Annotated in this window: 24 protein-coding genes; 15 read left to right on the forward strand and 9 right to left on the reverse strand. The window is 57.0% G+C overall.

Translation table 11 applies throughout. The features are described from left to right. Positions 1-11 precede the first annotated feature (11 nt). From napG to KJI95_RS04590, 3 genes are read left to right on the forward strand one after another with little or no spacing between them, the layout of a single operon-like run. Positions 12-734: a ferredoxin-type protein NapG gene (gene napG / locus KJI95_RS04580; RefSeq protein WP_214505962.1), complete on the forward strand. Its 723-nt coding sequence runs from the start codon at positions 12-14 to the stop codon at positions 732-734. Further along, a complete protein-coding gene (gene napH, locus KJI95_RS04585) occupies positions 731-1,642 on the forward strand; it encodes a quinol dehydrogenase ferredoxin subunit NapH (protein ID WP_214505963.1) in 912 nt (303 codons plus the stop codon). Before napG ends, napH begins: the two co-directional genes overlap by 4 nt. Next, positions 1,639-2,070 (forward strand): nitrate reductase cytochrome c-type subunit, encoded by a 432-nt coding sequence (locus KJI95_RS04590; RefSeq protein ID WP_214505964.1) that lies wholly within the window; start codon positions 1,639-1,641, stop codon positions 2,068-2,070. The genes napH and KJI95_RS04590 overlap by 4 nt, the downstream gene beginning before the upstream one ends. Before the next feature lie 82 nt (positions 2,071-2,152). Here KJI95_RS04590 and KJI95_RS04595 read toward each other — a convergent pair whose 3' ends face one another. Then, positions 2,153-2,572 (reverse strand): GNAT family N-acetyltransferase, encoded by a 420-nt coding sequence (locus KJI95_RS04595; protein ID WP_214505965.1) that lies wholly within the window; start codon positions 2,570-2,572, stop codon positions 2,153-2,155. 17 nt (positions 2,573-2,589) lie between these two features. Then, positions 2,590-3,489 carry a LysR family transcriptional regulator ArgP gene (locus KJI95_RS04600; protein ID WP_214505966.1) on the reverse strand — a complete coding sequence of 300 codons (900 nt, stop codon included), beginning with the start codon at positions 3,487-3,489 and terminating at the stop codon, positions 2,590-2,592. Between the two features lie 228 nt (positions 3,490-3,717). On the opposite strand from KJI95_RS04600, the gene KJI95_RS04605 reads away from it, so the two are divergent. Then, on the forward strand, positions 3,718-4,344 hold the full coding sequence (locus KJI95_RS04605) for a LysE/ArgO family amino acid transporter (protein ID WP_214505967.1): 627 nt from the start codon (positions 3,718-3,720) through the stop codon (positions 4,342-4,344). 84 nt (positions 4,345-4,428) lie between these two features. Here KJI95_RS04605 and KJI95_RS04610 read toward each other — a convergent pair whose 3' ends face one another. Further along, complete coding sequence (locus tag KJI95_RS04610) at positions 4,429-4,713, reverse strand: hypothetical protein (protein WP_214505968.1); 285 nt, start codon at positions 4,711-4,713, stop codon at positions 4,429-4,431. 158 nt (positions 4,714-4,871) lie between these two features. Between KJI95_RS04610 and KJI95_RS04615 the strand changes: the two genes are divergently transcribed. Then, positions 4,872-5,249, forward strand: coding sequence for a TonB-dependent receptor (locus tag KJI95_RS04615; RefSeq protein WP_214505969.1), 378 nt, complete (start codon positions 4,872-4,874; stop codon positions 5,247-5,249). Positions 5,250-5,331: 82 nt separating this feature from the next. Here the strand turns inward: KJI95_RS04615 and mltA are convergent, their stop codons facing one another. Beyond that, entirely contained in the window at positions 5,332-6,480 is a 1,149-nt protein-coding gene (gene mltA / locus KJI95_RS04620; RefSeq protein ID WP_214505970.1) for a murein transglycosylase A, read from the reverse strand. A 251-nt stretch (positions 6,481-6,731) separates the two neighbouring features. On the opposite strand from mltA, the gene KJI95_RS04625 reads away from it, so the two are divergent. Continuing rightward, the gene (locus tag KJI95_RS04625; RefSeq protein ID WP_214505971.1) at positions 6,732-7,679 is read left to right on the forward strand and encodes an L-threonylcarbamoyladenylate synthase; all 948 of its coding nucleotides are present in this window, start codon (positions 6,732-6,734) and stop codon (positions 7,677-7,679) included. Positions 7,680-7,792: 113 nt separating this feature from the next. Here the strand turns inward: KJI95_RS04625 and KJI95_RS04630 are convergent, their stop codons facing one another. Together KJI95_RS04630 and KJI95_RS04635 are read right to left on the reverse strand one after the other, a co-directional pair. Then, complete coding sequence (locus KJI95_RS04630) at positions 7,793-8,674, reverse strand: pirin family protein (protein WP_214506196.1); 882 nt, start codon at positions 8,672-8,674, stop codon at positions 7,793-7,795. Between the two features lie 97 nt (positions 8,675-8,771). Then, on the reverse strand, positions 8,772-8,969 hold the full coding sequence (locus tag KJI95_RS04635) for a YheV family putative zinc ribbon protein (protein WP_214505972.1): 198 nt from the start codon (positions 8,967-8,969) through the stop codon (positions 8,772-8,774). A 157-nt stretch (positions 8,970-9,126) separates the two neighbouring features. Between KJI95_RS04635 and KJI95_RS04640 the strand changes: the two genes are divergently transcribed. Beyond that, entirely contained in the window at positions 9,127-11,031 is a 1,905-nt protein-coding gene (locus KJI95_RS04640; protein ID WP_214505973.1) for an ABC transporter ATP-binding protein, read from the forward strand. A 28-nt stretch (positions 11,032-11,059) separates the two neighbouring features. Continuing rightward, complete coding sequence (locus KJI95_RS04645; protein WP_214505974.1) at positions 11,060-11,494, forward strand: TIGR02444 family protein; 435 nt, start codon at positions 11,060-11,062, stop codon at positions 11,492-11,494. A gap of 118 nt (positions 11,495-11,612) precedes the next feature. Here the strand turns inward: KJI95_RS04645 and KJI95_RS04650 are convergent, their stop codons facing one another. Next, positions 11,613-13,262, reverse strand: coding sequence for a GMC family oxidoreductase (locus KJI95_RS04650; protein WP_214505975.1), 1,650 nt, complete (start codon positions 13,260-13,262; stop codon positions 11,613-11,615). 9 nt (positions 13,263-13,271) lie between these two features. Next, a complete protein-coding gene (locus KJI95_RS04655) occupies positions 13,272-13,790 on the reverse strand; it encodes a TAT leader-containing periplasmic protein (RefSeq protein ID WP_214505976.1) in 519 nt (172 codons plus the stop codon). 140 nt (positions 13,791-13,930) lie between these two features. Between KJI95_RS04655 and KJI95_RS04660 the strand changes: the two genes are divergently transcribed. From KJI95_RS04660 to KJI95_RS04670, 3 genes are all read left to right on the forward strand, one after another. Beyond that, positions 13,931-14,986 carry a hydrolase gene (locus KJI95_RS04660; RefSeq protein ID WP_214505977.1) on the forward strand — a complete coding sequence of 352 codons (1,056 nt, stop codon included), beginning with the start codon at positions 13,931-13,933 and terminating at the stop codon, positions 14,984-14,986. Further along, positions 14,983-15,240 carry a YheU family protein gene (locus tag KJI95_RS04665; RefSeq protein ID WP_214505978.1) on the forward strand — a complete coding sequence of 86 codons (258 nt, stop codon included), beginning with the start codon at positions 14,983-14,985 and terminating at the stop codon, positions 15,238-15,240. The genes KJI95_RS04660 and KJI95_RS04665 overlap by 4 nt, the downstream gene beginning before the upstream one ends. Positions 15,241-15,324: 84 nt before the next feature. After that, the gene (locus KJI95_RS04670; RefSeq protein WP_214505979.1) at positions 15,325-16,218 is read left to right on the forward strand and encodes a phosphoribulokinase; all 894 of its coding nucleotides are present in this window, start codon (positions 15,325-15,327) and stop codon (positions 16,216-16,218) included. Between the two features lie 349 nt (positions 16,219-16,567). On the opposite strand, the gene KJI95_RS04675 is transcribed toward KJI95_RS04670, so the two are convergent. Then, positions 16,568-17,341, reverse strand: a complete 774-nt coding sequence (locus KJI95_RS04675; RefSeq protein WP_349356702.1) for a tetratricopeptide repeat protein — start codon at positions 17,339-17,341, stop codon at positions 16,568-16,570. A 391-nt stretch (positions 17,342-17,732) separates the two neighbouring features. Here KJI95_RS04675 and crp point away from each other — a divergent pair, with 391 nt between their 5' ends. The 4 genes from crp to KJI95_RS04695 all read left to right on the forward strand — a co-directional run bounded on the left by crp (position 17,733) and on the right by KJI95_RS04695 (position 20,788). After that, positions 17,733-18,368 carry a cAMP-activated global transcriptional regulator CRP gene (crp, locus tag KJI95_RS04680; protein WP_011761111.1) on the forward strand — a complete coding sequence of 212 codons (636 nt, stop codon included), beginning with the start codon at positions 17,733-17,735 and terminating at the stop codon, positions 18,366-18,368. Between the two features lie 89 nt (positions 18,369-18,457). Further along, positions 18,458-18,802 (forward strand): PepSY domain-containing protein, encoded by a 345-nt coding sequence (locus KJI95_RS04685; protein ID WP_214505980.1) that lies wholly within the window; start codon positions 18,458-18,460, stop codon positions 18,800-18,802. After that, positions 18,783-19,457: a response regulator transcription factor gene (locus KJI95_RS04690; protein ID WP_214505981.1), complete on the forward strand. Its 675-nt coding sequence runs from the start codon at positions 18,783-18,785 to the stop codon at positions 19,455-19,457. The genes KJI95_RS04685 and KJI95_RS04690 overlap by 20 nt, the downstream gene beginning before the upstream one ends. Next, a complete protein-coding gene (locus KJI95_RS04695; RefSeq protein WP_214505982.1) occupies positions 19,454-20,788 on the forward strand; it encodes an ATP-binding protein in 1,335 nt (444 codons plus the stop codon). The genes KJI95_RS04690 and KJI95_RS04695 overlap by 4 nt, the downstream gene beginning before the upstream one ends. The last annotated feature ends 108 nt before the right edge of the window (positions 20,789-20,896 follow it).

Raw genomic sequence — 20,896 nt, forward strand, 5'->3', positions numbered from 1 at the left:
AGATAGGGTAAATGGCAAGCCAACCCCGCAGCAGCAAAGGCATCAACCGACGTCAGTTTCTGGCGACGTCGGCGCGTTTGTCCTGCGCGGTTGCGCTGGCAGGCGGCGGCATCGCCACCATCGCCTCATCGCAGCAGCTTGCGCCTCAGGCCATCCGGCCACCGGGAGCGCTGACCGAACAGGCGTTTTTGTCGGCCTGTGTGCGCTGCGGTTTGTGCGTCGAGGCCTGCCCCTACGACACCCTGAAACTTGCCCGCTGGTTTGAGGGCGCGCCCACCGGCACGCCCTGGTTTGAGGCCCGCAAGGTGCCCTGCGAAATGTGCGATGACATCCCCTGCATCAAGGCCTGCCCAAGCGGTGCCCTGGAGCAGACGCTCACCAACATCGACCAGGCCAAAATGGGCATAGCGGTACTGATTGATGAAACAAACTGCCTGAATTTCAAGGGCCTCAGATGCGATGTCTGTTACCGGGTTTGCCCGCTGATTGACAACGCCATCACCCTTGAGCGCTCCCGCAACGAGCGCAGCGGCCATCATGCTCTGTTTATCCCTGTCGTCAATCCGGACTCCTGTACCGGCTGCGGCAAGTGTGAACATGCCTGCGTGCTGGACGAGGCAGCCATCAAGGTATTGCCACCCCAGATTGCCCTTGGCAAACCGGCTGCGCACGACAGCTACATCGACACCGAAAACACGACCCTGGAGATGCTGAATAAGGGGTTTGAACTATGAGCACAGCCAAGGTAAACAAGGCACGCTTTGCCGAAGACGCCATCCGTGAGCTCGGCTGGTGGAAAGCGCATCGCTTTTTGCTGCTGCGCCGCGCCGCCCAGCTCGGTTTACTGGCACTGTTTGCCATCGGCCCCCTATGGGGACTGTGGCTGCTCAAAGGCAACCTCTCATCGAGCTTACTGCTCGATACCATCCCCATGGCCGATCCGCTGGTCACACTGCAGCTGCTGACCTCGGGCCATGTGCCCGAAGCCAGTCTGCTGCTTGGCGCGGCGATCATCGGCGGCTTTTATGCGCTGATGGGGGGGCGGGTGTTTTGCAGCTGGGTGTGTCCGGTGAACATGGTGACAGATCTCGCGGCCTACCTTCGCAGACGCTTTGCCCTGCCAAGGACGCCCGAACTGCCCCGCAGCCTGCGTTACTTTATGCTGGCGCTGGTGCTGCTGTTGCCCATAGTCACAGGCGTGGCCGCCTGGGAGTGGCTCAACCCCGTGCCCGTGCTGTATCGCGCCGTGCTGTTTGGCGCTGGTGCCGGGCTTGGGCTGCTTGTGGCCATCTTCCTTGCGGACCTCTTGATTGTCGAGCGGCTGTGGTGCTCGCACCTGTGCCCAAGCGGCGCTTTGTTTGCGCTGCTTGGCAAACTGAGCCCGCTGAAGATGACGGCCGTCAACGCCAGGGACTGCAACAACTGCATGGACTGTTTTGCGGTCTGCCCCGAGCGGCAGGTACTCAAGGGCGCTCTCAAGGGCGCAAGCCCGGTGATAACCGACAGCGACTGCACCCTGTGCGGCCGTTGTATCGATGTCTGTGCCAAGCGTGTATTCACCTACAAGAACCGATTTACCTTCCAGGATAATTCTTTACCGAATAGCCACCGAATTGCCACCAAGGCGGAGAACGAACAATGAAAAAAGTACTCACCTTAGCCGCGCTGCTCGTCGCCATTGCCGGATGCAGCGGCCAACAGGCCAGTAGAAACAACGAGCCAGTGAACGTCCAGTCACTGGCGGGCAACACCCCCATCACCGAGGTGCGCCCGGCCGATGCGCTGCCAAGCTATCCAACGCGCGGCAAAGCCATCGAGCGTAACTATATCGAGCAGCCGCCGCTCATCCCCCACAAGGATGACTACTCGATTACCATGAGCAAAAATGGCTGTATGAACTGCCACAGCTGGGACAAGGCCGAGCGGATGAAGGCAACGCCGGTTGCCAAGTCTCACACCCTGGACGCCAAGGGCACGCTGAATGGCCAGAACTACTTCTGTACCCAGTGCCACGTGGCCCAGGCCGAAAACAAGTCGGAGCTGGTGGAAAACACCTTCAGCACCAACTAATGTTTGCAGCCCAAGGGAACAGCAACAAACAAAAAGCCCCGCATTAGCGGGGCTTTTCTTTGGCGAATGGTGGATTACTTCTTCAATCGAAGTGCCACACAAGCAGCCTGTCACCATTACTTTGCAGCGCCCCCGGCTGCCAACCGGCCTTCAGGTAAAAGGCTTCGGCGCGAGTCCCCGGCTCTGTGGTCAACTGCACAGTGGAAATACCTTCATCACGAAAACACTCCATCATGGCCTGCAACAGCATGCTGCCGCAGCCACGGCCCTCAGCCTCGGGAGCCACAAACAGCGCCCACACGCTGGCCTCGTTTAAATTGGCAACCGCGAACCCCAAAATGCGGCCCTCTTGCTCCGCCACCCAGCCACGACCAGTTTGCTCGATTTCGGGCACATAATCGGCCTCGCCGATGGCACAGCTGGTAAGCCGGTTTTCCCGTACCGCCAGTCTTATCACATGCATTGCGGCAATATCCTGGCGGGTAGCTTGTCTGATGTTCATTTCAATGTCCGTTGAATTTATGCCGTTTTTTCGCCCAGCACCTGCCGGGCGGCCACCGCTAAAGCCCGGTAGATGATGGTGGTATATTTGGCCTTGATGTTCCAGTGCTGCCAATACAGGGCCACATCCATGGTCACCGATGGGCAGAGATCGATGAGCACTCCCGCCGCAATCAGTTTATCAGCCTGCAAATGACCAACCATGCCATAACCCAAATGCTGACAGATGGCATCGAGAAACCCCTCCGACGAAGGGACCGTATGCTGGTAAAAACCGCTTGAGGGCAAGGAAAAGTGCTTGGCCAGAAAGCGCTCGTGCAGCCGGTCCTTGGTGGAGAAAATCACCGCCGGCGCCTTGGCCAGCGCATCCTGAGTCAGACCCGCCGCAAAAAAGCGCTCAATAAACTCAGGGGTTGCGACGCAGCGATAGCGCATCACCCCCAAAAACTCCGCCGAGCAGCCCGCCATGGGTTCGGCGTTGGTGGTCACGCAGCCAACCGCTTCACCATTTTTCAACAGGTTATGGGTGTACGACTCATCATCCACTATCAGTTTCATCAGCCAGCCATAGCGGGCAAACAGCGGGCTTAAGGCCGGCAGAAACCAGGTGGCGAGGCTGTCGGCGTTGACGGCGATGGCTATCTGGGTCGGCTTGTGCGGATCGTCAGCATTAAGCTCACTGCCAAGCTCACTTTCCAAAAGCGCCACCTGATGATAATGCCGCAAAAGCCGCTTGCCGGCGGGCGTCGCCGTCACCGGCACAGAGCGGATAAGCAGCGACTGACCGATGCGCTCTTCAAGTGCCCGGATCCGTTGGGATACCGCCGACTGGGTAATGCACAGCACCCGCGCCGCCCGCTCAAATCCGCCGGTTTCCACTACCGTGGCCAGCGCCTTGAGGTTGGTGTAATCGAGCATCAGCCTCTCCTTTTTCCTGCGCCGTCACACAGAAAACACCCTGCAGCAACAAGCTATAAACATCATAAGAGATACTAATATCCCATAAAAAACATTAGTTATCTTACTTATTTTAACGGGAGTAAGCTTGGCGGCAATTACCGATTTGGACGATGACACTGGCCGTAACGCGCCAGCAGCGACGCCATTCATCGACCGTTAACACCTTCTGCTGAAAGAGAATTTCAAATGGAAACCGCATTTTTGCAAGGCATCATGATAGGTGCCAGCCTGATTATCGCCGTTGGCGCCCAAAATGCCTTTGTGCTCAAACAGAGCATTATGCGCTCCCACAGCCTGCCGATAGCCCTGACCTGCTCTGTCATCGATGCGCTGATGATTGCCGCCGGTGTAGCGGGGCTTGGCTCAATTATCATGGCGTTTCCGGCGCTCAAGCACGCGGCGACCTTTGGCGGCGCAGCGTTTTTGCTCTGGTATGGCACCAATGCACTCAAGGCGTCTTTCAATGCCAAGGAAATGGACTTGTCCAAGGCCAAGGGCGCTGGCAGCCTGAAAACGGCGCTGATGACCACCCTCGCCATCAGCTTTTTGAATCCGCATCTGTATCTGGATACCGTGGTGCTGCTTGGCTCTATCAGCACCCAGTTCAGCGGCGAGGCACGCCAGTGGTTTGGTGCAGGCGCGATTTTGGCCTCGTTTATCTGGTTTTTCAGCTTAAGCTTTGGTGCCCGCCTGATGGCACCTATGTTTGCCAAACCGGCTGCATGGCGTTACCTCGACCGTTTTATCTTTGTCACCATGTACAGCATCGCCATCGCCCTGCTGTGGCCTTACGCCAAGGCGTTGCTGCAATAAATCCCTTATCGCCGTGCCCGCCCCAGCGCGGGCATGGCTTTATCACTACATCCAACGCCAATCCGGCACGACTTCCATCGCCTATCAGGTACTGCACGCACCAAGCGCATAGTCAAAGCTGCCGCCATCAAGGCACGCGTCCACCCTGATAAAGCCATACAGCTCAACACCAAACCAAATCAGCAGCACCCAAAAGAGCAGCCCCACCAGCAATACCCGCAGCCCGTCGGGGTCGACCGACGGTTTGAAGGGCCGGCAAATCAGATAGCCAACTCCCTTCAACATAAATTCAATCACCGCCTCGCTGATAAAGCGCCCAAATAAGCGCCCCGCAGTTTCAAGCACGTCTGCCAATGCATCCAATGCCATAAAGCGCCTGCCCTCCCTGATGTAAAAAGTAAATGTATCAACCTTTGCCAGCGTTGCTTTGTTCATGCCCGCCAGGGCAATGGCACTCGCCCCGCAACCACATGCCCTGCAAAAAAGCCGCACTATACTTTTTCATACTCAGGTTGGAGAAAACAGGTATGGACAGGAAATTTATCGTCACCGCGTTAAGCTACGCCATCGTCGGTATGTGCCTTGGCATTTACATGGCCAAATCCGGCGACCATGGCCACAGGGTAACCCATGCTCACATCTTGCTGGCGGGCTTTGTGGTGTCATTTATCTATGGCCTGTGCCATAAACTGTGGCTGCCGGGTGCGGCGGGCGCGCTGGTGCAGGCGCAGTTCTGGCTGCATCAGCTGGGCGTGCTGATGATGTCGGGCGGGCTGTTTTTACTCTACGGCAAGCACATTGCGGTCGAGAGTATTGACCCACTGCTGGCGCTCTCATCACTGATGCTGTTGCTTGGAATGGTGCTGATGCTGGTGCTTTTTATCAAATCGCCCGGACAGGGCTGAGATCTTCTGCTGAAGGCTCAGATCGCTCGCTAAAGACCCAGAGTTGACGCTAGGTCTTTAGCGATTTGCAATCTGAAACCGGCTATTTGACCCCGGAAACCGGCGCCATGCCCATGGCTCCCAGGCGCCAGACACGGCCGAAATGCTTGTAGTGACCTGCTTCAACACCGGCTTCGCTGCCCATGCCATGGTACAGGTCAAGATGTCCGCCTTTCACGGCGCCGCCGGTATCGAGTGCAATCAGCAGTCGCAGTTCATGCTTGCCGGTCCAGTTGCCTTCTTTATCCAGCAGCGGCACTTCGGCCAGAATCGGCGTACCCATCGGCAACAGACGCTTGTCGGCGGCTACTGCCGCCATCGGAAGCAGCGGTATCCCAGCGCTGCCCAGCACATCAAGGTTGGGTGCCCGCTTAAAAAACACATAGGACGGGTTGGTCTCAAGCAGCTCTTTCACCTCTGCCTCGGACTTATCCTCGGCCCACTTTTTGATGGCGCGCAGCGACATCTGCTCTTTGCTCACTTCGCCACGGTCAATCAGCACCCGACCTATGCTGGTATAGCCATGGCCGTTTTTGCCGGCGTAGCCAAGATAGTTAAGCGAGTCATCGTCGCCGTAATGGATAAAACCCGAGCCCTGAACTTCAAGCAAAAAGGTGTCCATCAGCGAGTCGCTGTAGGCGAGTTCCAACTTTTTGCCCTTGAGTGCGCCGCGATGAATGTCGGCGCGGCTCGGGCAGCGGCCTTTACAGCGCGGCATGGCGTAAAGCGGGTAGCGGAACTTGTCATCGGGCTTGTGGCGCACCTCAAGCACAGGTGAAAAATAACCGGTAAACATCACGTTACCTTGCCGGTCACCGCCGCCGAGCTGATCGAGCCTGATACCATAATGGCCAAGCAGCATGGGGTTAGCCCCGGCCGCCAGCCAGTGCTGCAGCTTTTGATACAGCCCTGCATAACGGTTGGCGAGCCTTGGCGAGCGCTCAAGCACCAGTCGGCTTTGGGCCTCAAAGGTGGAAAAGTTTCGCGGCGCGTGGCTGTTTACAGCCGGAACGGGATTAAGCTCAGCCGGAAAAAAGCCGTCGAGGTACTGATGGCCAAGCGGATACTCAAACACAGGCGCGGCCACGGGTGTGACCGGCTGGGGTTTGGCCGGTTTGGGAGCAGAAGATGAGCAGCCAAACAGGAGCGCGGCGGCGCAGGCTAACAGAGGCAAACGGCGGGTGATTCCCATAACTCTCCAAACAACTCGGCAATGGCGGCTTTATGGGCTGCAAGATGCCAAAAAAGTACAATAAAGGCAAAGACAAGCCCAATAAAGCAATCCAAATGCTCAGCAAGGCATCGACAGATAACAGCGCCGTAACGCCATGGGCATAAATCCCGGCAAACAGGCGCGAATTGGCCAGATCCGGCTTGACGGCAACTGGTCAAATTTTTACCATACGCGGCCTGCTTGCTGCACCGCCGTTTATTGAGGTTTTCATGGCCCATATCACTGACCAGATCCCACTCGCCGTCGCCGCCCTGTCTCAGGGTGAGTTGGTGGCCATGCCAACGGAAACCGTCTATGGTCTGGCCGCCGACGCCGCAAACGACGAGGCCGTCGCCAAGGTGTTTGCCCTCAAGGGCCGCCCCGCCACCAATCCGCTGATTGTACATGTGGCCGACACCAGCTGGCTTGAAGACTGGGCAAGCGATATCAGCGATGACGCCAAACTGTTGATGGCCGCCTTCTGGCCCGGGCCGCTGACTTTGGTGCTGCCCGCCAAGGCATCGGTATCGCGCACCATCACCGCCGGGCAGGACACAGTCGCACTGCGCATGCCAGCCCATCCACAGGCGCTGGCACTGCTGCAACAGTTTGGCCGAGCGCTGGTCGCACCTTCGGCCAATAAATACATGTCCATCAGCCCCACCAGCAGCGAGCATGTGGCGCGCCAGTTTGCCGCTGATGAACTGCTTATTCTCGAAGGCGGTAACTGCGAAGTCGGGCTTGAGTCCACCATTTTGGCGCTGCTGCCGGGTGATTCGCCAAGGCTGCTGCGCCCGGGCATGGTGTCGGTGGCCAGCATCGAAGCGCTGCTCGGCCGCGAGGTAGCGCAGCAAGCCGGCGGCGTGGTCGCGCCCGGACAACACCACAAACATTACTCCCCCGGCCTGCCCTGCCACCGGTTTACCGACGCCGTGGATATGGGTGAGCTTGTTGATATTGAAAACATCGGCTGGATTTTCTGCGGCAATCCCAAGGCGGTCGCCGGAACAGTAATTGACTTAGGCGCAAGCCCGGACGCCTACGCCCAGGGGCTTTACGATGCCCTCTATCAGCTCGACCATGGCGCACTCAGCGCCATCTATGTGGCCGAGCCGCCCCACAGCAGCGAGTGGCAGGCGGTGCACAATCGTCTCGAGCGCGCCGCCAAACCTCTGTAATCACAGCAAGGTTTAGGCAAGCAGCGCAGAAAGAAAAAAGGCAGCCCTGCGGCTGCCTTTTACGTTGCTAAACCCTTGATGCGCAGCGGCTATTTCGCTGAGATGCGCGGCGGCTAATGTGCTGGAATGCTGGCCTGCAGTTTACCGAAACGCCCGGCCTGATAATCCTCAATGGCCTGACGTATCTCGGCCTCGGTGTTCATCACAAAGGGGCCCATGTGGACGATTTTTTCCCCCACCGGCTCACCGGCAAAGAGCAGCACGCCCGCGCCTTCGTTTGCCGCCACCAGCTCAAGCTCGCCGCTTTGCAGCAGCAGATATTCGCCGCGCTCATAGCGCACGTCATCAATGCCAAGCAAGGCGCCATCGTATATGTAAGCGCCGACAAAACCGCGCTCAGTCAGTGACAAACTAGCCCGGCCAGCCTCAGTGTCGGCCGTGGCTGCGGCAAGCATCAAATCCGCTACCGCGCCGTTGGCCGCCAGCCCCTGAATAAGCCCCTGGCGGCTTTGGCCTTCAAACTGCCACTGACCGGCGAGGGGATAAAACAGCGCGCCAGTGCTGTTCTCATAGCGGCGCTGCTCGGTCGCCGTGCTGTCTTCATAACGCGCAGGACGCATCTTGTCGGCGGCAGGCATATTGAGCCAAATCTGAAAACCATGCAGGCCGTCTTTGGCATCGGCCAGCGGCATTTCTGAGTGAATGACCCCGGAGCCCGTGCTCATCCACTGCACATCACCGGCGCGTATGGCACAGACATTGCCCATCTGGTCGCGGTGCTCAAAGCCGCCTTTGCGGATATAGGTAAAGGTTTCAATGCCACGGTGCGGGTGCGGCGGAAAGCCACCGATAAAATCGCTCTTATCGTCGGAGCGGATTTCGTCCACCATCAAAAACGGGTCCAGCAGCAGACGGTTGAAGTCGGCCACACGGCGGATATTGACGCCGTCACCATCCATGGCTGGGCGGGAAAACAAGCGGGATTTAACATTCAGCATGATTCTGTCTCCGGGTTGATGGAATTAGCTTAACCAAGACGAAGACGAATGAATAATGCAATTTTAAGCAATAATAGTTCGATAAAATCGAATGTTAATCGGGTTTAAACACCCCAATCACGGCGCCAGTGGCCTTTTGCTCTACTTTTTGCTCGAGCTGCTGCTCACGGTAATCGCACTCGGTGCACTCTACGGTTTCGATATTATTTTCTTTGAACAGCATAATGCTGTCCTTTGCACCGCATTTTGGGCATTTGGCGCCGGCCACAAAGCGTTTTTTTATTTTGGTCATGGCGTGGGTTCCTCGTTGACGACGCGCTATTGTGCCACAGCAAGGCGCGAGCGCCAGCCTCAGTTTGCCATCAGCGCCGCCGCTGACCGGTGAAAACTGGATGATAAGGCCGAACTTGGTTATTATTCTGCCCTTTCCAACAGCTTGCAGGCGCTTCATGATCACCCTGTCCCAGGCCCAGCTTATCCGCGGCAGCAAAGTGCTGCTGGATGAGGCCACCCTCACCATTTACCCCGGCCACAAGATTGGCCTGGTCGGCGCCAACGGTACCGGCAAGTCGTCATTGCTGGCGCTTATCATGGGTAAACTCAGCCTCGACAAGGGCGACATTCAGGTGCCGCGCGAGTGGCGTATTGCCTCGGTAGCCCAGGAAACCCCGGCGCTGGATGTCTCGGCGCTGGAATATGTGCTCGATGGCGACAAAGAGTATCGCGAGCTCGAAACCGCACTCAGGGCCGCCGAAGAAAGCAACGACGGCCACGCCATTGCCGAGCTGCACGGCAAGCTCGATGCCATTGGCGGCTACAGCATCCGCGCCCGCGCAGGAGCCCTGCTGGCAGGACTTGGTTTCAGCGAAGACAAGCAATCCTCGAGCGTCAAAAGCTTCTCCGGTGGCTGGCGGATGCGTTTAAACCTGGCCCAGGCGCTGCTGTGCCGCAGCGAACTCTTGCTGCTTGACGAACCGACCAACCACCTGGATCTCGACACCACCTTTTGGCTCGAAGACTGGATTAAAGCCTATCCCGGCACCCTGGTGCTTATCAGCCACGACCGCGACTTTATCGACGCCATCGTCGATGAAATCGTCCATGTCGAAAACCAAAAGCTCAATTTTTACAAGGGCAACTACTCCACGTTTGAGCGCACCCGCGCCGAGCGCATGGCCCAGCAGCAGGTGGCGTTCGACCGCCAGCAGCGCGAACGCGCCCACATGCAATCCTTCGTCGACCGCTTCCGTTATAAGGCCAGTAAAGCCAAGCAGGCCCAAAGCCGCTTAAAGGCGCTGGAAAAAATGACTGAGCTATTGCCCGCCAAGGCCGACAGCCAGTTTTATATGGAATTCCGCGAGCCGGCGAGCCTGCCAAACCCCTTGATAGCGATGGAAAACGTGTCTGTTGGCTATGCCGACAAACCCATCCTTGGCAAGGTGCACCTTAACCTGGTGCCTGGCGCCCGCATCGGTTTGCTTGGCCGCAACGGCGCCGGTAAATCAACCCTGATTAAGCTGCTCGCCAGCGAGCTTAAGCCGATGACCGGCCGTTATGAACCCAACCCCGGCCTCAATATCGGCTACTTCGCCCAGCATCAGCTCGAGTACCTGCACATGGACGACAGCCCGCTGATGCACCTGCAACGTCTGGCTCCAACTCATCGCGAGCAGGAGCTGCGCGACTTTCTCGGCGGCTTTGGCTTTGTCGGCGATATGGCACTGTCGCCGGTGGCGCCCTTCTCCGGCGGCGAGAAAGCCCGGCTGGTGCTGGCTCTGTTGGTATGGCAGCGCCCCAACTTGCTGCTGCTTGACGAACCCACCAACCACCTGGACCTTGAGATGCGCCACGCCCTGACGCTGGCACTGCAGTCGTTTGAAGGCGCCATGGTGATAGTGTCCCACGACCGGCATTTGTTAAGGCTGACCTGTAACGATTATTATCTGGTCGATGGCGGCGAAGTGCGCACCTTTGATGGCGATCTGGACGATTACCATCAGTGGCTGCTGGAAGCCGCCAAAGCGGCAGCAGCCCGCAGCAGCGATGATGGCAGCGGCGCATCCGTCGATAAAAAGCAGCAAAAACGGCTGCAGGCGGAACTCAGGCAAAAGCTGTCACCGCTGAAAAAGCAGCAGGAAAAGCTTGAAAAACAACAGCAAAAGCTCGCCACCCGTCTGGCTGAGCTGGAAGAGCGCCTCGCCGACACCAGCCTGTACGATGCCGCCAACAAGGCGGAGCTGACGCAGATCCTCGCTGAGCGCACCAGCCTTGGTGCCGAGCAGGACGACAGTGAAATGGCCTGGCTTGAGCTTCAGGAACAAATCGATGCCATCGAACTTGAGGCCAACGCCTGAGGGCACTTGAGAGCAGAAGGAGCTTGGAGTGAGCAGCGACAACTTTAGCCAGGAACTGTGGCAGGCCTGTGAGGCCCATTATCAGACCCACGAGGCACTGTGCCTCAAGCTGCAGGATGACTGCCAGATAAACGTCAATCTGCTCCTGCTCGCGGCCGAGCTCGACAAACGCGCTATTAGCCTGAACCTGAGCCAATGGCAGCAGCTTATCGTGGAAGTGAGCAGTTGGGATGAGCGCTTGATTGGCCCGTACCGGCGGCTGCGCCAGCTTGCCAAAGCAAGTCTGAGCCCGGAGGAGTACCGCCAGATGCTGGACGTGGAGCTGATGATGGAGCGCAAGGTGCAAAAGATGCTGCTGACCCGCCTCAATCAATACAGCCCCGGCGCTGGCCGTGAAAATCTGCCGACTCTGCTTGCCGAGTTTGGTATTGATGTGGCATTGGTGGCGGCGCTCGCTGAGTAACGGAGCTCACGCAGTCAAAAACAAAAGGCGCCTTGGGCGCCTTTTTGCTTTTTGTATTTCGGGTTTTATCGCCAGGCGTTCTTTAGCGGCTCTGCTTCTGGGCTTCTGGCTCAGATTTTTACTCAGTTTTTGGCTCGGTTGCTGATTCAGATTTTGGCTCAGTTTTTGGCAACGAGGCCAATCGCGCCGCCAGTGCCGTGGCGTTACGTGCTGTGATGCCATAAATCGACAGCTGCGGGTTCGCCCCCAGACTGGTTGGGAAGATGGAGCCATCCATCACCGACAGATTCTCAAAGTAATGACTATTGCCAAAACTGTCGACCATGGCCTTGGTTTTATCCTCGCCCATGGGGCAGCCGCCCATCACATGGGCAGAGGCGACCACGGTTTTAAGCGGTGCCAGCGCCATGTTATCAATCGCCGCCTTGGCTTCATCCCACGAATTGAGATAGCCCATGCCATCACTAATCGGCAGCACCTTGCGGGCACCGGCGGCAAATTGCAGCTCGGCCATGCTGGCAAAGGCACGGCGCGCCGCCAGCCAAAAGCTTGCAGTAAGCGGATAATCGAGTGTAAAGCCCTTGCCATCGAGGGACACAGTGCCGCCCGGGCTGTCGGGATGAAAGCCGTCACGCACCAGGGCTATCACCACCTGCAACTGGTTAAAGTTGGCCATCAGCTCAGCGTGGCTCTTGCCAAAGCCCAGGGTTTTGGAGGCAATCAGCACCGGGTGGATCGGCGGCACTTCAAGTTTGTAGCCAAGGGCACCGGCCGCGCCATCGCGCCAGACAAACTCATCGGAATAAATGGATTGGGGCGCGCCGCTGTGGCCGTTGATGGCCTCATCAAACAAGGCGCCCGACAGCACGGTCGGGTGCAAAAAGGTGCGCTTACCCAACAGCTGATGTGGGTCAGCCAGCATGGAGCGCAGCATCAGCACCGGCGTGTGAATGGCGCCGCCGCTGAGAATGTAGTGACGCCCCTTGAGCAGCAGCTCTTTTTCCGAGGTGCGCAGGGACTCATCCCGCGCCCGCACCCGAATGCCGCTGATGTTGTCGCCCTGATGCTCTATCTTCACCGCTTCGAAGCGGCTCAGCAGGGTGGCGCCCCTCTCCAGCGCGGCCGGAATTGTGGTCACCAGCATCGACTGCTTGGCATTGACCGGGCAGCCCATGCCGCAGTAGCCGGTGTTCCAGCAGCCAAGCACGTTGCGTTTGATAACGGTATAGTCCCAGCCCAGCTGCTCACAGCCCTTTTTCAGCATGGCGTTGTTGCGGTTGGGGTCGAAGCTCCATTCGCTGATCTGCAGCCGCTTTTCCATCTGCTCAAACCAGGGCTCCAGCTCCTTTTCGGATAAGCCCTTTACATTAAAGGCGCTTTGCCAGTAATCGAGGGTATTGGGCGGGGTGCGGATTGAAGTGGTCCAGTTGACTGTGGTCGAGCCGCCCACGGCGCGGCCCTGAAAAATACCAATCGCCTTGTCGGCGGTCTTCATGGAAGCGGCCTGCTGGTACAGATTGGGGTAGGCGGTGCGCTCTTCCAAATCAAAATCGCTGGAGGAGCGCAGCGGCCCCTTTTCCACCAGAATCACCGACAGCCCGGCTGCGGTGAGGATTTCAGCAGCAACCCCGCCCCCAGCGCCGGTGCCAACGATAATCACATCGGCCTCAAGCTCGCGGGCATTGTCATCAGACTTAAGCCAGGCAGCGCCATCCAGATGACGCCAGCCCGCCGCCATTCCTTCGCGCACCAAATCGACAATGGCCATCTTTTCTCCCTAACGCTTGTCGGTGATGCCGGGCAGCTCCGGCTTGGCATAATTAAGGCTCACCCAGTGCTCCGGACAGCTGTAATAGCTGGCAAGGATAAGCTCCCTAAGCCCCAGATACGCGAGCTGAAACAGCTCGATACTGCGCTCACGCCAGTCATTGAGCATAAACTCAAGCTCAGCGTGGCTTCGCAGCAACAGCGGCGTCATGCTGCCGGTGAGCAGCAGCAGCCCGAGCCGGTTTTCCAGCAAGTCCAGCAGGGTAAAAAGCTCCTCTCGCTGGCCCTGGGGCAGCACCTTGAGGGTAGCGCTGATGGCATTGAGGGTGCGGTTTATCGATAAATCCCGTGGCGATGCCATCTCGGGCAAGGCGCCATCGAGCAGCACTGGCAGCAGCACCTTGAGCAGCAGTCTGTGCTCTTCGTCATTGGCTTCTTCTACTGCTAATTCAGGGCGATACAGGCTCACCCCCAGCGCCAGCGCGGCAGTGGTGCCCAGCGCTCCGAATAAAAATGTGCGTCTTTCCATCGGCTCCCCCTGCCGTCAGGCTGACTGACAACCGTGAATAATGCGTGATTGCTGGCAGAAAGGTTTTGCCGAAGTTCGCTCGCGGTTATAATCGATAAACTTAAACATACGTTTTATTTCCCGGCAACTAAATCCTGAGTATGACCATCCACTTCCGTGCGCCCTGGTGGGCCAAAAGCCCGCATCTGCAGACCATTTTGCCTGTGCTGACCAAGCAACCGGCGCCGCCACTACGGCGTGAGCGACTGGAGCTGGACGACGGCGATTTTCTGGATCTTGACTGGCTCGGCACGCCGCAGGATGGCACGCCGCTTGTACTGATTATCCATGGTCTTGAAGGCAGCTCCCGCTCCCACTATGCCAGCCGCCTGCTGCATCAGTGCAAGGCAAATGGCCTTGCGGCTGTGGTGCATCATCACCGCAGCTGCTCGGGGATAGCCAACCGACTGGCGCGATCTTACCACAGCGGCGATACCGCAGATATTGGCCACACCCTCGCGCTTATCCAACGCCGCTATCCCAAAAGCCCAATTTTGGCAGTAGGTTACAGCCTTGGCGGCAATGTGCTCAGCAAATATTTGGGTGAGCAGGGCCTTGACGGGGCGCCAAGCCCGGTGAGCCGCGCTGTGGTGGTGTCAGCGCCGCTGCAGCTGTCGGCCTGTGCCAAGCGGCTGGAAAAAGGCTTCTCCCGCGTGTACCAAAGTTACCTTATCCGCCAATTGCAGGCCAAACTCGCGTTTAAGGTGCAGGATGCCACCCTTGGCCCCTCGATGCCGGTAAAGCACAGCCAAATCAGTGCCCTGGGCACCTTTTACGATTTCGACGACAAGGTCACTGCGCCGCTGCACGGCTTTTCGGGCGTGCACGACTATTATCAGCGCGCCAGCGGCCTGCCCTATTTAAAATCCATTCAGGTGCCAACTTTGGTGCTGCACGCCGCCGATGACCCCTTTATGACAGATGCGGTGATCCCGGCGCAGTGCGAGCTGTCTGCGGCGGTGGAATATGAACTGCACAGCCACGGCGGCCATGTGGGCTTTATCGAAGGCGGCAGCCCATGGAAACCGCGCTTTTATCTCGAGCGGCGGATTTTGGATTTCCTGCGCGCAAGTGATGCACAAGACGATGCACAAGACGATGCTCAGGACGATTCGCAAAGCTCTGCACAACAAACCAGCAACGGGAGCCGGGAATGATAGTCCCTTTTGAAGCGCTGAAGCAGTTACCGCCTGATACCCTTAACAATCTTATCCGCGAATACCTGCTGACCCAGGTTGAAGACGGCAGCTTTGATGGCCTTGAAAGCAGCGGCATGGAGCAGGCGATTGCCCAATGCCGCGCCCTGCTCAAACGGGGCGAACTGGTGGTGGAGTATTCTGAAGATAACGACAGCATCGGCATACGTCACAAAAGCCAGCTTGCCCAGCATCAGGGCGCAGAATACGACTGACAAGTCTTGACCGCTCGGGCGCCAACCCCGTATAACTGGAACGTTTCCCCGCCACGACAATCTTTTAACATCTCAGGAAGCGCCATGTCTGCCAAGCATCCCATTATCGCTGTCACCGGTTCATCCGGCGCCGGGACCACGACGACAACGACCGCCTTCAACCATATTTTCCGCCAGCTTGGCGTTAACGCCGCCTATGTCGAAGGCGACAGTTTTCACCGCTATACCCGCGCCGAAATGGAAGTGATGATCCGTAAAGCCAAGGCGGAAAACCGAAATATCAGTTACTTCGGCCCCGAGGCCAACGACTTTGGCCGGCTGGAAAAATGCTTTGCCGATTACAGCGCCACCGGCAGCGGCGAAACCCGTACTTATCTGCACACCTTTGATGAAGCCGTGCCCTTTAACCAGATGCCGGGCACCTTTACCCAGTGGCGTCAGTTGCCGGGCGATACCGACATGCTGTTTTACGAAGGGCTGCATGGCGGCGTGGTGACCGCCGAGCACGATGTGGCCAAGCACGTTGACCTGCTGATTGGCATGGTGCCCATCGTCAACCTGGAGTGGATCCAGAAAATCATCCGCGATACCTCCGAGCGCGGCCACAGCCGTGAAAAGGTGATGAACTCCATCGTCCGCTCCATGGACGATTACATCAACCATATGACGCCGCAGTTCTCCCGCACCCATATCAACTTTCAGCGGGTGCCCACGGTCGACACCTCAAACCCGTTTTCGGCCAAGGCCATTCCAACCTTGGATGAAAGCTTTGTGGTCATCCGCTTTCGCGGCATTAACAATGTGGATTTTCCTTACTACCTGTCGATGCTGCAGGGCAGCTTTATGTCGCGGGTCAACACCCTGGTGGTGCCGGGCGGCAAAATGTCGCTGGCGATGGAGCTGATTCTCACACCGCTTATTCGGGATCTGAAGCAAAAGCGCCAGGCCATTCTCGATGGCGGCACGGCGCAGGATTAAGGTAAATTTTTAAAGATTCACTGCAGTTTCAGCTTGCCTTAAGTCAAGGGCGATATGCTTTCACTCGTCGGGATTTCAGGCGAAATAACGAAAGTTGACATACTCTCGGGGGTGGATTCCCCCATCTTGATCTGTTCATTCCCTTGAGTATGTCAGCGCCCTCCCCAAAGCTTTACCGTAACACTTTCACAGTCTATTTTTTTCCAAGTTTCGACTTTGAAGCTGACAGCCAATCGCTGCCAGCTGTTTTTTTATTGCCGCTTTTTGATGAGCTTTTTTGGCGATGCCGATTTTGGAGCAGAACCTCGGGCATTAAAAAGCCCGGACTGTGCCGGGCTTAAGCGTTTGTTTACTGCAATGGGATCACTTCGCGGTAGGGTTTCCCCTGCTGATAGCGCTTGAGGCGCTGATAAAACTCATCGGCCTTGATGTCGGCCTGTTTGCTGTTTTCCAGCGCGGCAATGGCCCGCTCCTGTGAATCCACCGCTTTACTGAAATCACCAAGCTCAGCGTAGGCCGCCGCCAGGTTATCCAGATTGGTCGGGTCGTTGGCATTGCTTTCAAGCAGCTTAAGGGCGATACCGAGCGCCTTGTTGCCGTTACGATACCTGGCTTCCGGGCAGGTCGCTAAAATCCAGGCCGCATTGCCCATGGCCACATCGTCGCCGGCAAGCTGAAACTGCTCCACCGCCCGGCCACAGTTACGCTCAATACCATCGCCACCGGCGGCATAAATAAACCCGAGGCGGAAATTGGCCCAGCGCTCACCGCGAAGACTCATCTGCAGATACCAGCGCTCTGCTTCGGCAAGATTTCGGCTCACCAGCTGGCCTTCAAAACGCAGGTCCGCCAGGGTTTGCTGCGCCTTTGGGTGGCCCTGCTCAGCGGCTCTGTCTATCCATTTGAGCCCAAGCTCGGCATCCTGCTCAACATAGCGGCCGGAGACATGCATCAGCCCAAGCAGAAACTGGGCGTCGGCGTCGTCCTGTGCGGCACGCATCTCGATGTGCAGCAATTTGCCCGCCGCCTGATCGCTGGCAGGCTTTGGCAGCGAAAACGCCTGCGCAGCACCCACATTTATCAGCAACACCAAGGCCGCCGTTACCCCTTGCCAGTACCTCACACTCAGGCTCCCTCTTACACAATTCCCCTGAGTTAGCCAGAAAATGCCGCCGGTGTCGAGTATCAAAAGGTACCAAAGCGCCCGCTCGCGCATGGCTGCATAATTGGCAGGCACAAAGCGCGCTGGCGCGGTGAAAACTTGCGCTGCTCGGGATGGCGCAATCTCGCCTGTGTGATGCAGCTTACAGACTTGCGCTTTAACAATCGCGCCCACACGGTATTGATTGACATACATCCGCAAAACACCAAAATAAATCCTTAATTTTGATGCTTAATTGCGTACATTCGGTTGTTCTGAATTTCGATCTGTATCATGGTTTGACCAGATACATTGACGTAGAATGCTTAATTAGAACGACCTTACTTAGATTTTTCATGCGAGGAACACGGGCATGGCACTGATTGGCAAACCTAAACCTGATCCGACTCTGGAATGGTTTTTATCACACTGTCACATTCACAAGTATCCGGCCAAGAGCACCTTGATCCACGCCGGTGAAGATTCAGACACCCTGTACTACATAGTCAAAGGCTCAGTAGCCGTGCTGATTAAAGATGAAGAAGGCAAGGAAATGATCCTGTCTTATCTTAATCAGGGCGACTTTATCGGTGAGCTTGGTCTATTTGAAGAGCAAGCCGAGCGTACCGCCTGGGTTCGCGCCAAGCAGGCCTGTGAAATCGCTGAAATTTCCTACAAGAAATTCAAGCAGCTCATTCAGGTAAACCCCGAGATCCTGATGAAGCTTGCAGCACAGATGTCGGTGCGTCTGCAAAGCACCAGCCAGAAGGTGGGCGACCTTGCCTTCCTCGACGTGGCTGGTCGCATCGCGCAAACCCTGCTGCACCTGGCACGCCAGCCAGACGCCATGACCCACCCCGACGGCATGCAAATCAAAATAACCCGTCAGGAAATCGGCCAGATCGTTGGCTGCTCGCGGGAAACTGTGGGCCGCATCCTGAAGATGCTCGAAGAGCAAAACCTCATTCAGGCACACGGCAAAACCATAGTGGTGTACGGCACCCGTTAATTGTGCAGTTAACATTCAGCTTGTGTTAAGTCTGCTAAAGTAAAGTGGCTCGCGATCTATCCGAGCCACTTTTTCTTTAAGGAGCATGTATGTCGCGTCGACTGCCGTTTGGCATCTTCATTACATCCCTGCTTCTTCAGGCTGAAGTGGCTGCTTCCCCCATCGAGCTTGAACATTACGAAGCCAAACGATTGGTCAGCACCGGGCAGATCCTGTCCCTCGATGCCACCCTTGAACGGGTCGCTGCGTTTTGCCAGGGAAAACTGCTTGATGCTCATCTGTATCAGGAGGGAGACAAATGGCGTTACGATTTGCAGTTTGGCTTCCAACGTGGTCAGATAATCAATCTGAGTGTTGATGCCACAAGCGGTCGGCTCAATCCCGATTCAGTTCTGCCGGACGAATGCAAACCCCATGAAACTGCTACTCGTTGAAGACAATGCCATGCTGGTCAAAGAGCTGCAAAAACAGCTCAAACAGGCCGGCTTTGTAACCGATGTCACCGATAAGGCCGTCGATGCCGATTACCTTATCAATGAAACCCAATACGACTGCGTCATTCTCGACATCGGCCTGCCCGATGGCAATGGCCTGAGCCTGCTGGAAAAGTGGCGCACCGAAGGCATCACCACCCCGGTGATCATGCTGACCGCCCGCAGCCAGTGGCACGAAAAAGTCGAAGGCTTCAATGCCGGTGCCGATGACTACCTTGGCAAGCCATTCCATGCACAGGAGTTGCTGGCGCGCATTCAGGCGCTGATTAACCGCGCCCATGGCCGTCCGGCAAGCCCGGGTAAGCAGCTGTCCTACGGCGGCGTGACGTTGGATGAATCCCAGCAAACCGTGCAGGTGGGGGATGCGTCCCACGAACTCACCGCCATGGAATTCCGCCTGCTGAAGATTTTCCTGCTGTCACCCAAAAAACTGCTGTCCAAGGCGCAGCTCACCGACAAGCTGTATCAGTTTGACGATGAGAAAGAGAGCAACGTGGTGGAAGTGTACGTGACACACCTGCGTAAAAAGCTCGGTAAAACCGCCATCGAAACCCGCCGCGGCCAGGGATATATCTTCCACGGCCTGGACGCATGATATCGATTCGCGCCAAGCTCAGTCTTTGGCTGACCGGGCTTGTGGTTGTGGGCACCATAGTAGGCCTGTTCCTGTTCGAGTCCATGCTCAGGCAGGCCTTCCACGACTCCATCATCAACCGGCTTGAGGAAGATCTCGAGCACATCATCATCGCCACCCACATTCAGGATGGCGATATCAGTATCGATCCCTCCAAGCTGTCTGGCTTTTACAAACCGGCCTACTCCGGGCGTTATTACCAGCTGAACCTGCCGGATGACGTTATCCGCTCGCGATCGCTTTGGGATCAACAGCTTGAGATTATTGCCCTCGCCCCCGGCGACACCCGGGTATGGCAGGCCAAGGGCCCGAAAAACCACGATATGCAGCTACTCAGCGTCGGGCTTAAATCCCAGAATGGCGAAGTGCAGGCAACCCTGACCGTGGCCCAGGATTTAAGTATCGGCCGGCGGGTATTCAGCGAAATCTACGGCACCAAGCTGCTGGTTAACCTCGCCATGTTGCTGGCGATGATCACAGGTATTTTTCTGGTGCTGCGCCAGTCGTTCAAGCCGCTGCGCAAAATCAAAGAAGCCCTGTCGCGCCTCAGGGACGGCGAAACCGACCGGCTGGCACTTGATACCATTCCCGCCGAGCTGCATCCGCTGGCATCCACCTACAATGAGCTGTTGGAGTACACCAGCAAACAGATTGCCCGCAGCCGCAACAACCTTGGCAACTTAAGCCACGGCCTTAAAACGCCGCTGGCGGTGATGCAGCAGCAGGTTGAAACCCTTGGCCTGAGCGATCCGGAAATGGCCGAGGCGATGCAGCAGCAGCTGGATATGATCCGTAAAATGATAGAGCGCAAGCTTGCCGCCGCGCGTATCACAGGCGACATGCTGCCCGCAGCGCAAATGCAAATTCCGCGTGATATCGACAGCCTCACCGGCACCCTGCAAAAGGTGCATCGCAGCAAAGACATTCACTTCAGTGTTGATATCGCCCGTGGCATACACAGGCTGCCTATCCACCGCGAAGATGGCATGGAGCTTTTGGGTAACCTGCTCGATAACGCCTGCAAATGGGCGCAGCAAACTGTGTCGCTGCGGCTTTATCCACTCGATGACAAACTCTGGCTTGAAATTGAAGACGATGGCCCCGGCGTGGCGCCGGACGCGCTGTCGCAGCTCACTGAGCGCGGCACCCGCCTCGATGAGGCCGTGATGGGCCACGGGCTTGGGCTGTCGATTGTTAAAGAAATTTGCGAGCAGTACGAGCTTGCGCTGAATTTCAGCCACGGCAGCCGGTTAAGCGGCCTTAAGGTCAGCATAGGCTTTCGCTTAAACTGAGGCTAAGCTGTGATTTAAGCTGTGATTTAAGCTGTGATTTACGCAATAAAAAAACCGGCAACACCGGTTTTTTTGTTGGTCGGTGCAGCGTTACCTGCACCGCGAAAC

The sequence above is a fragment of the Shewanella jiangmenensis genome (assembly GCF_018596335.1).
Classification (GTDB): Bacteria; Pseudomonadota; Gammaproteobacteria; order Enterobacterales; family Shewanellaceae; genus Shewanella; species Shewanella jiangmenensis.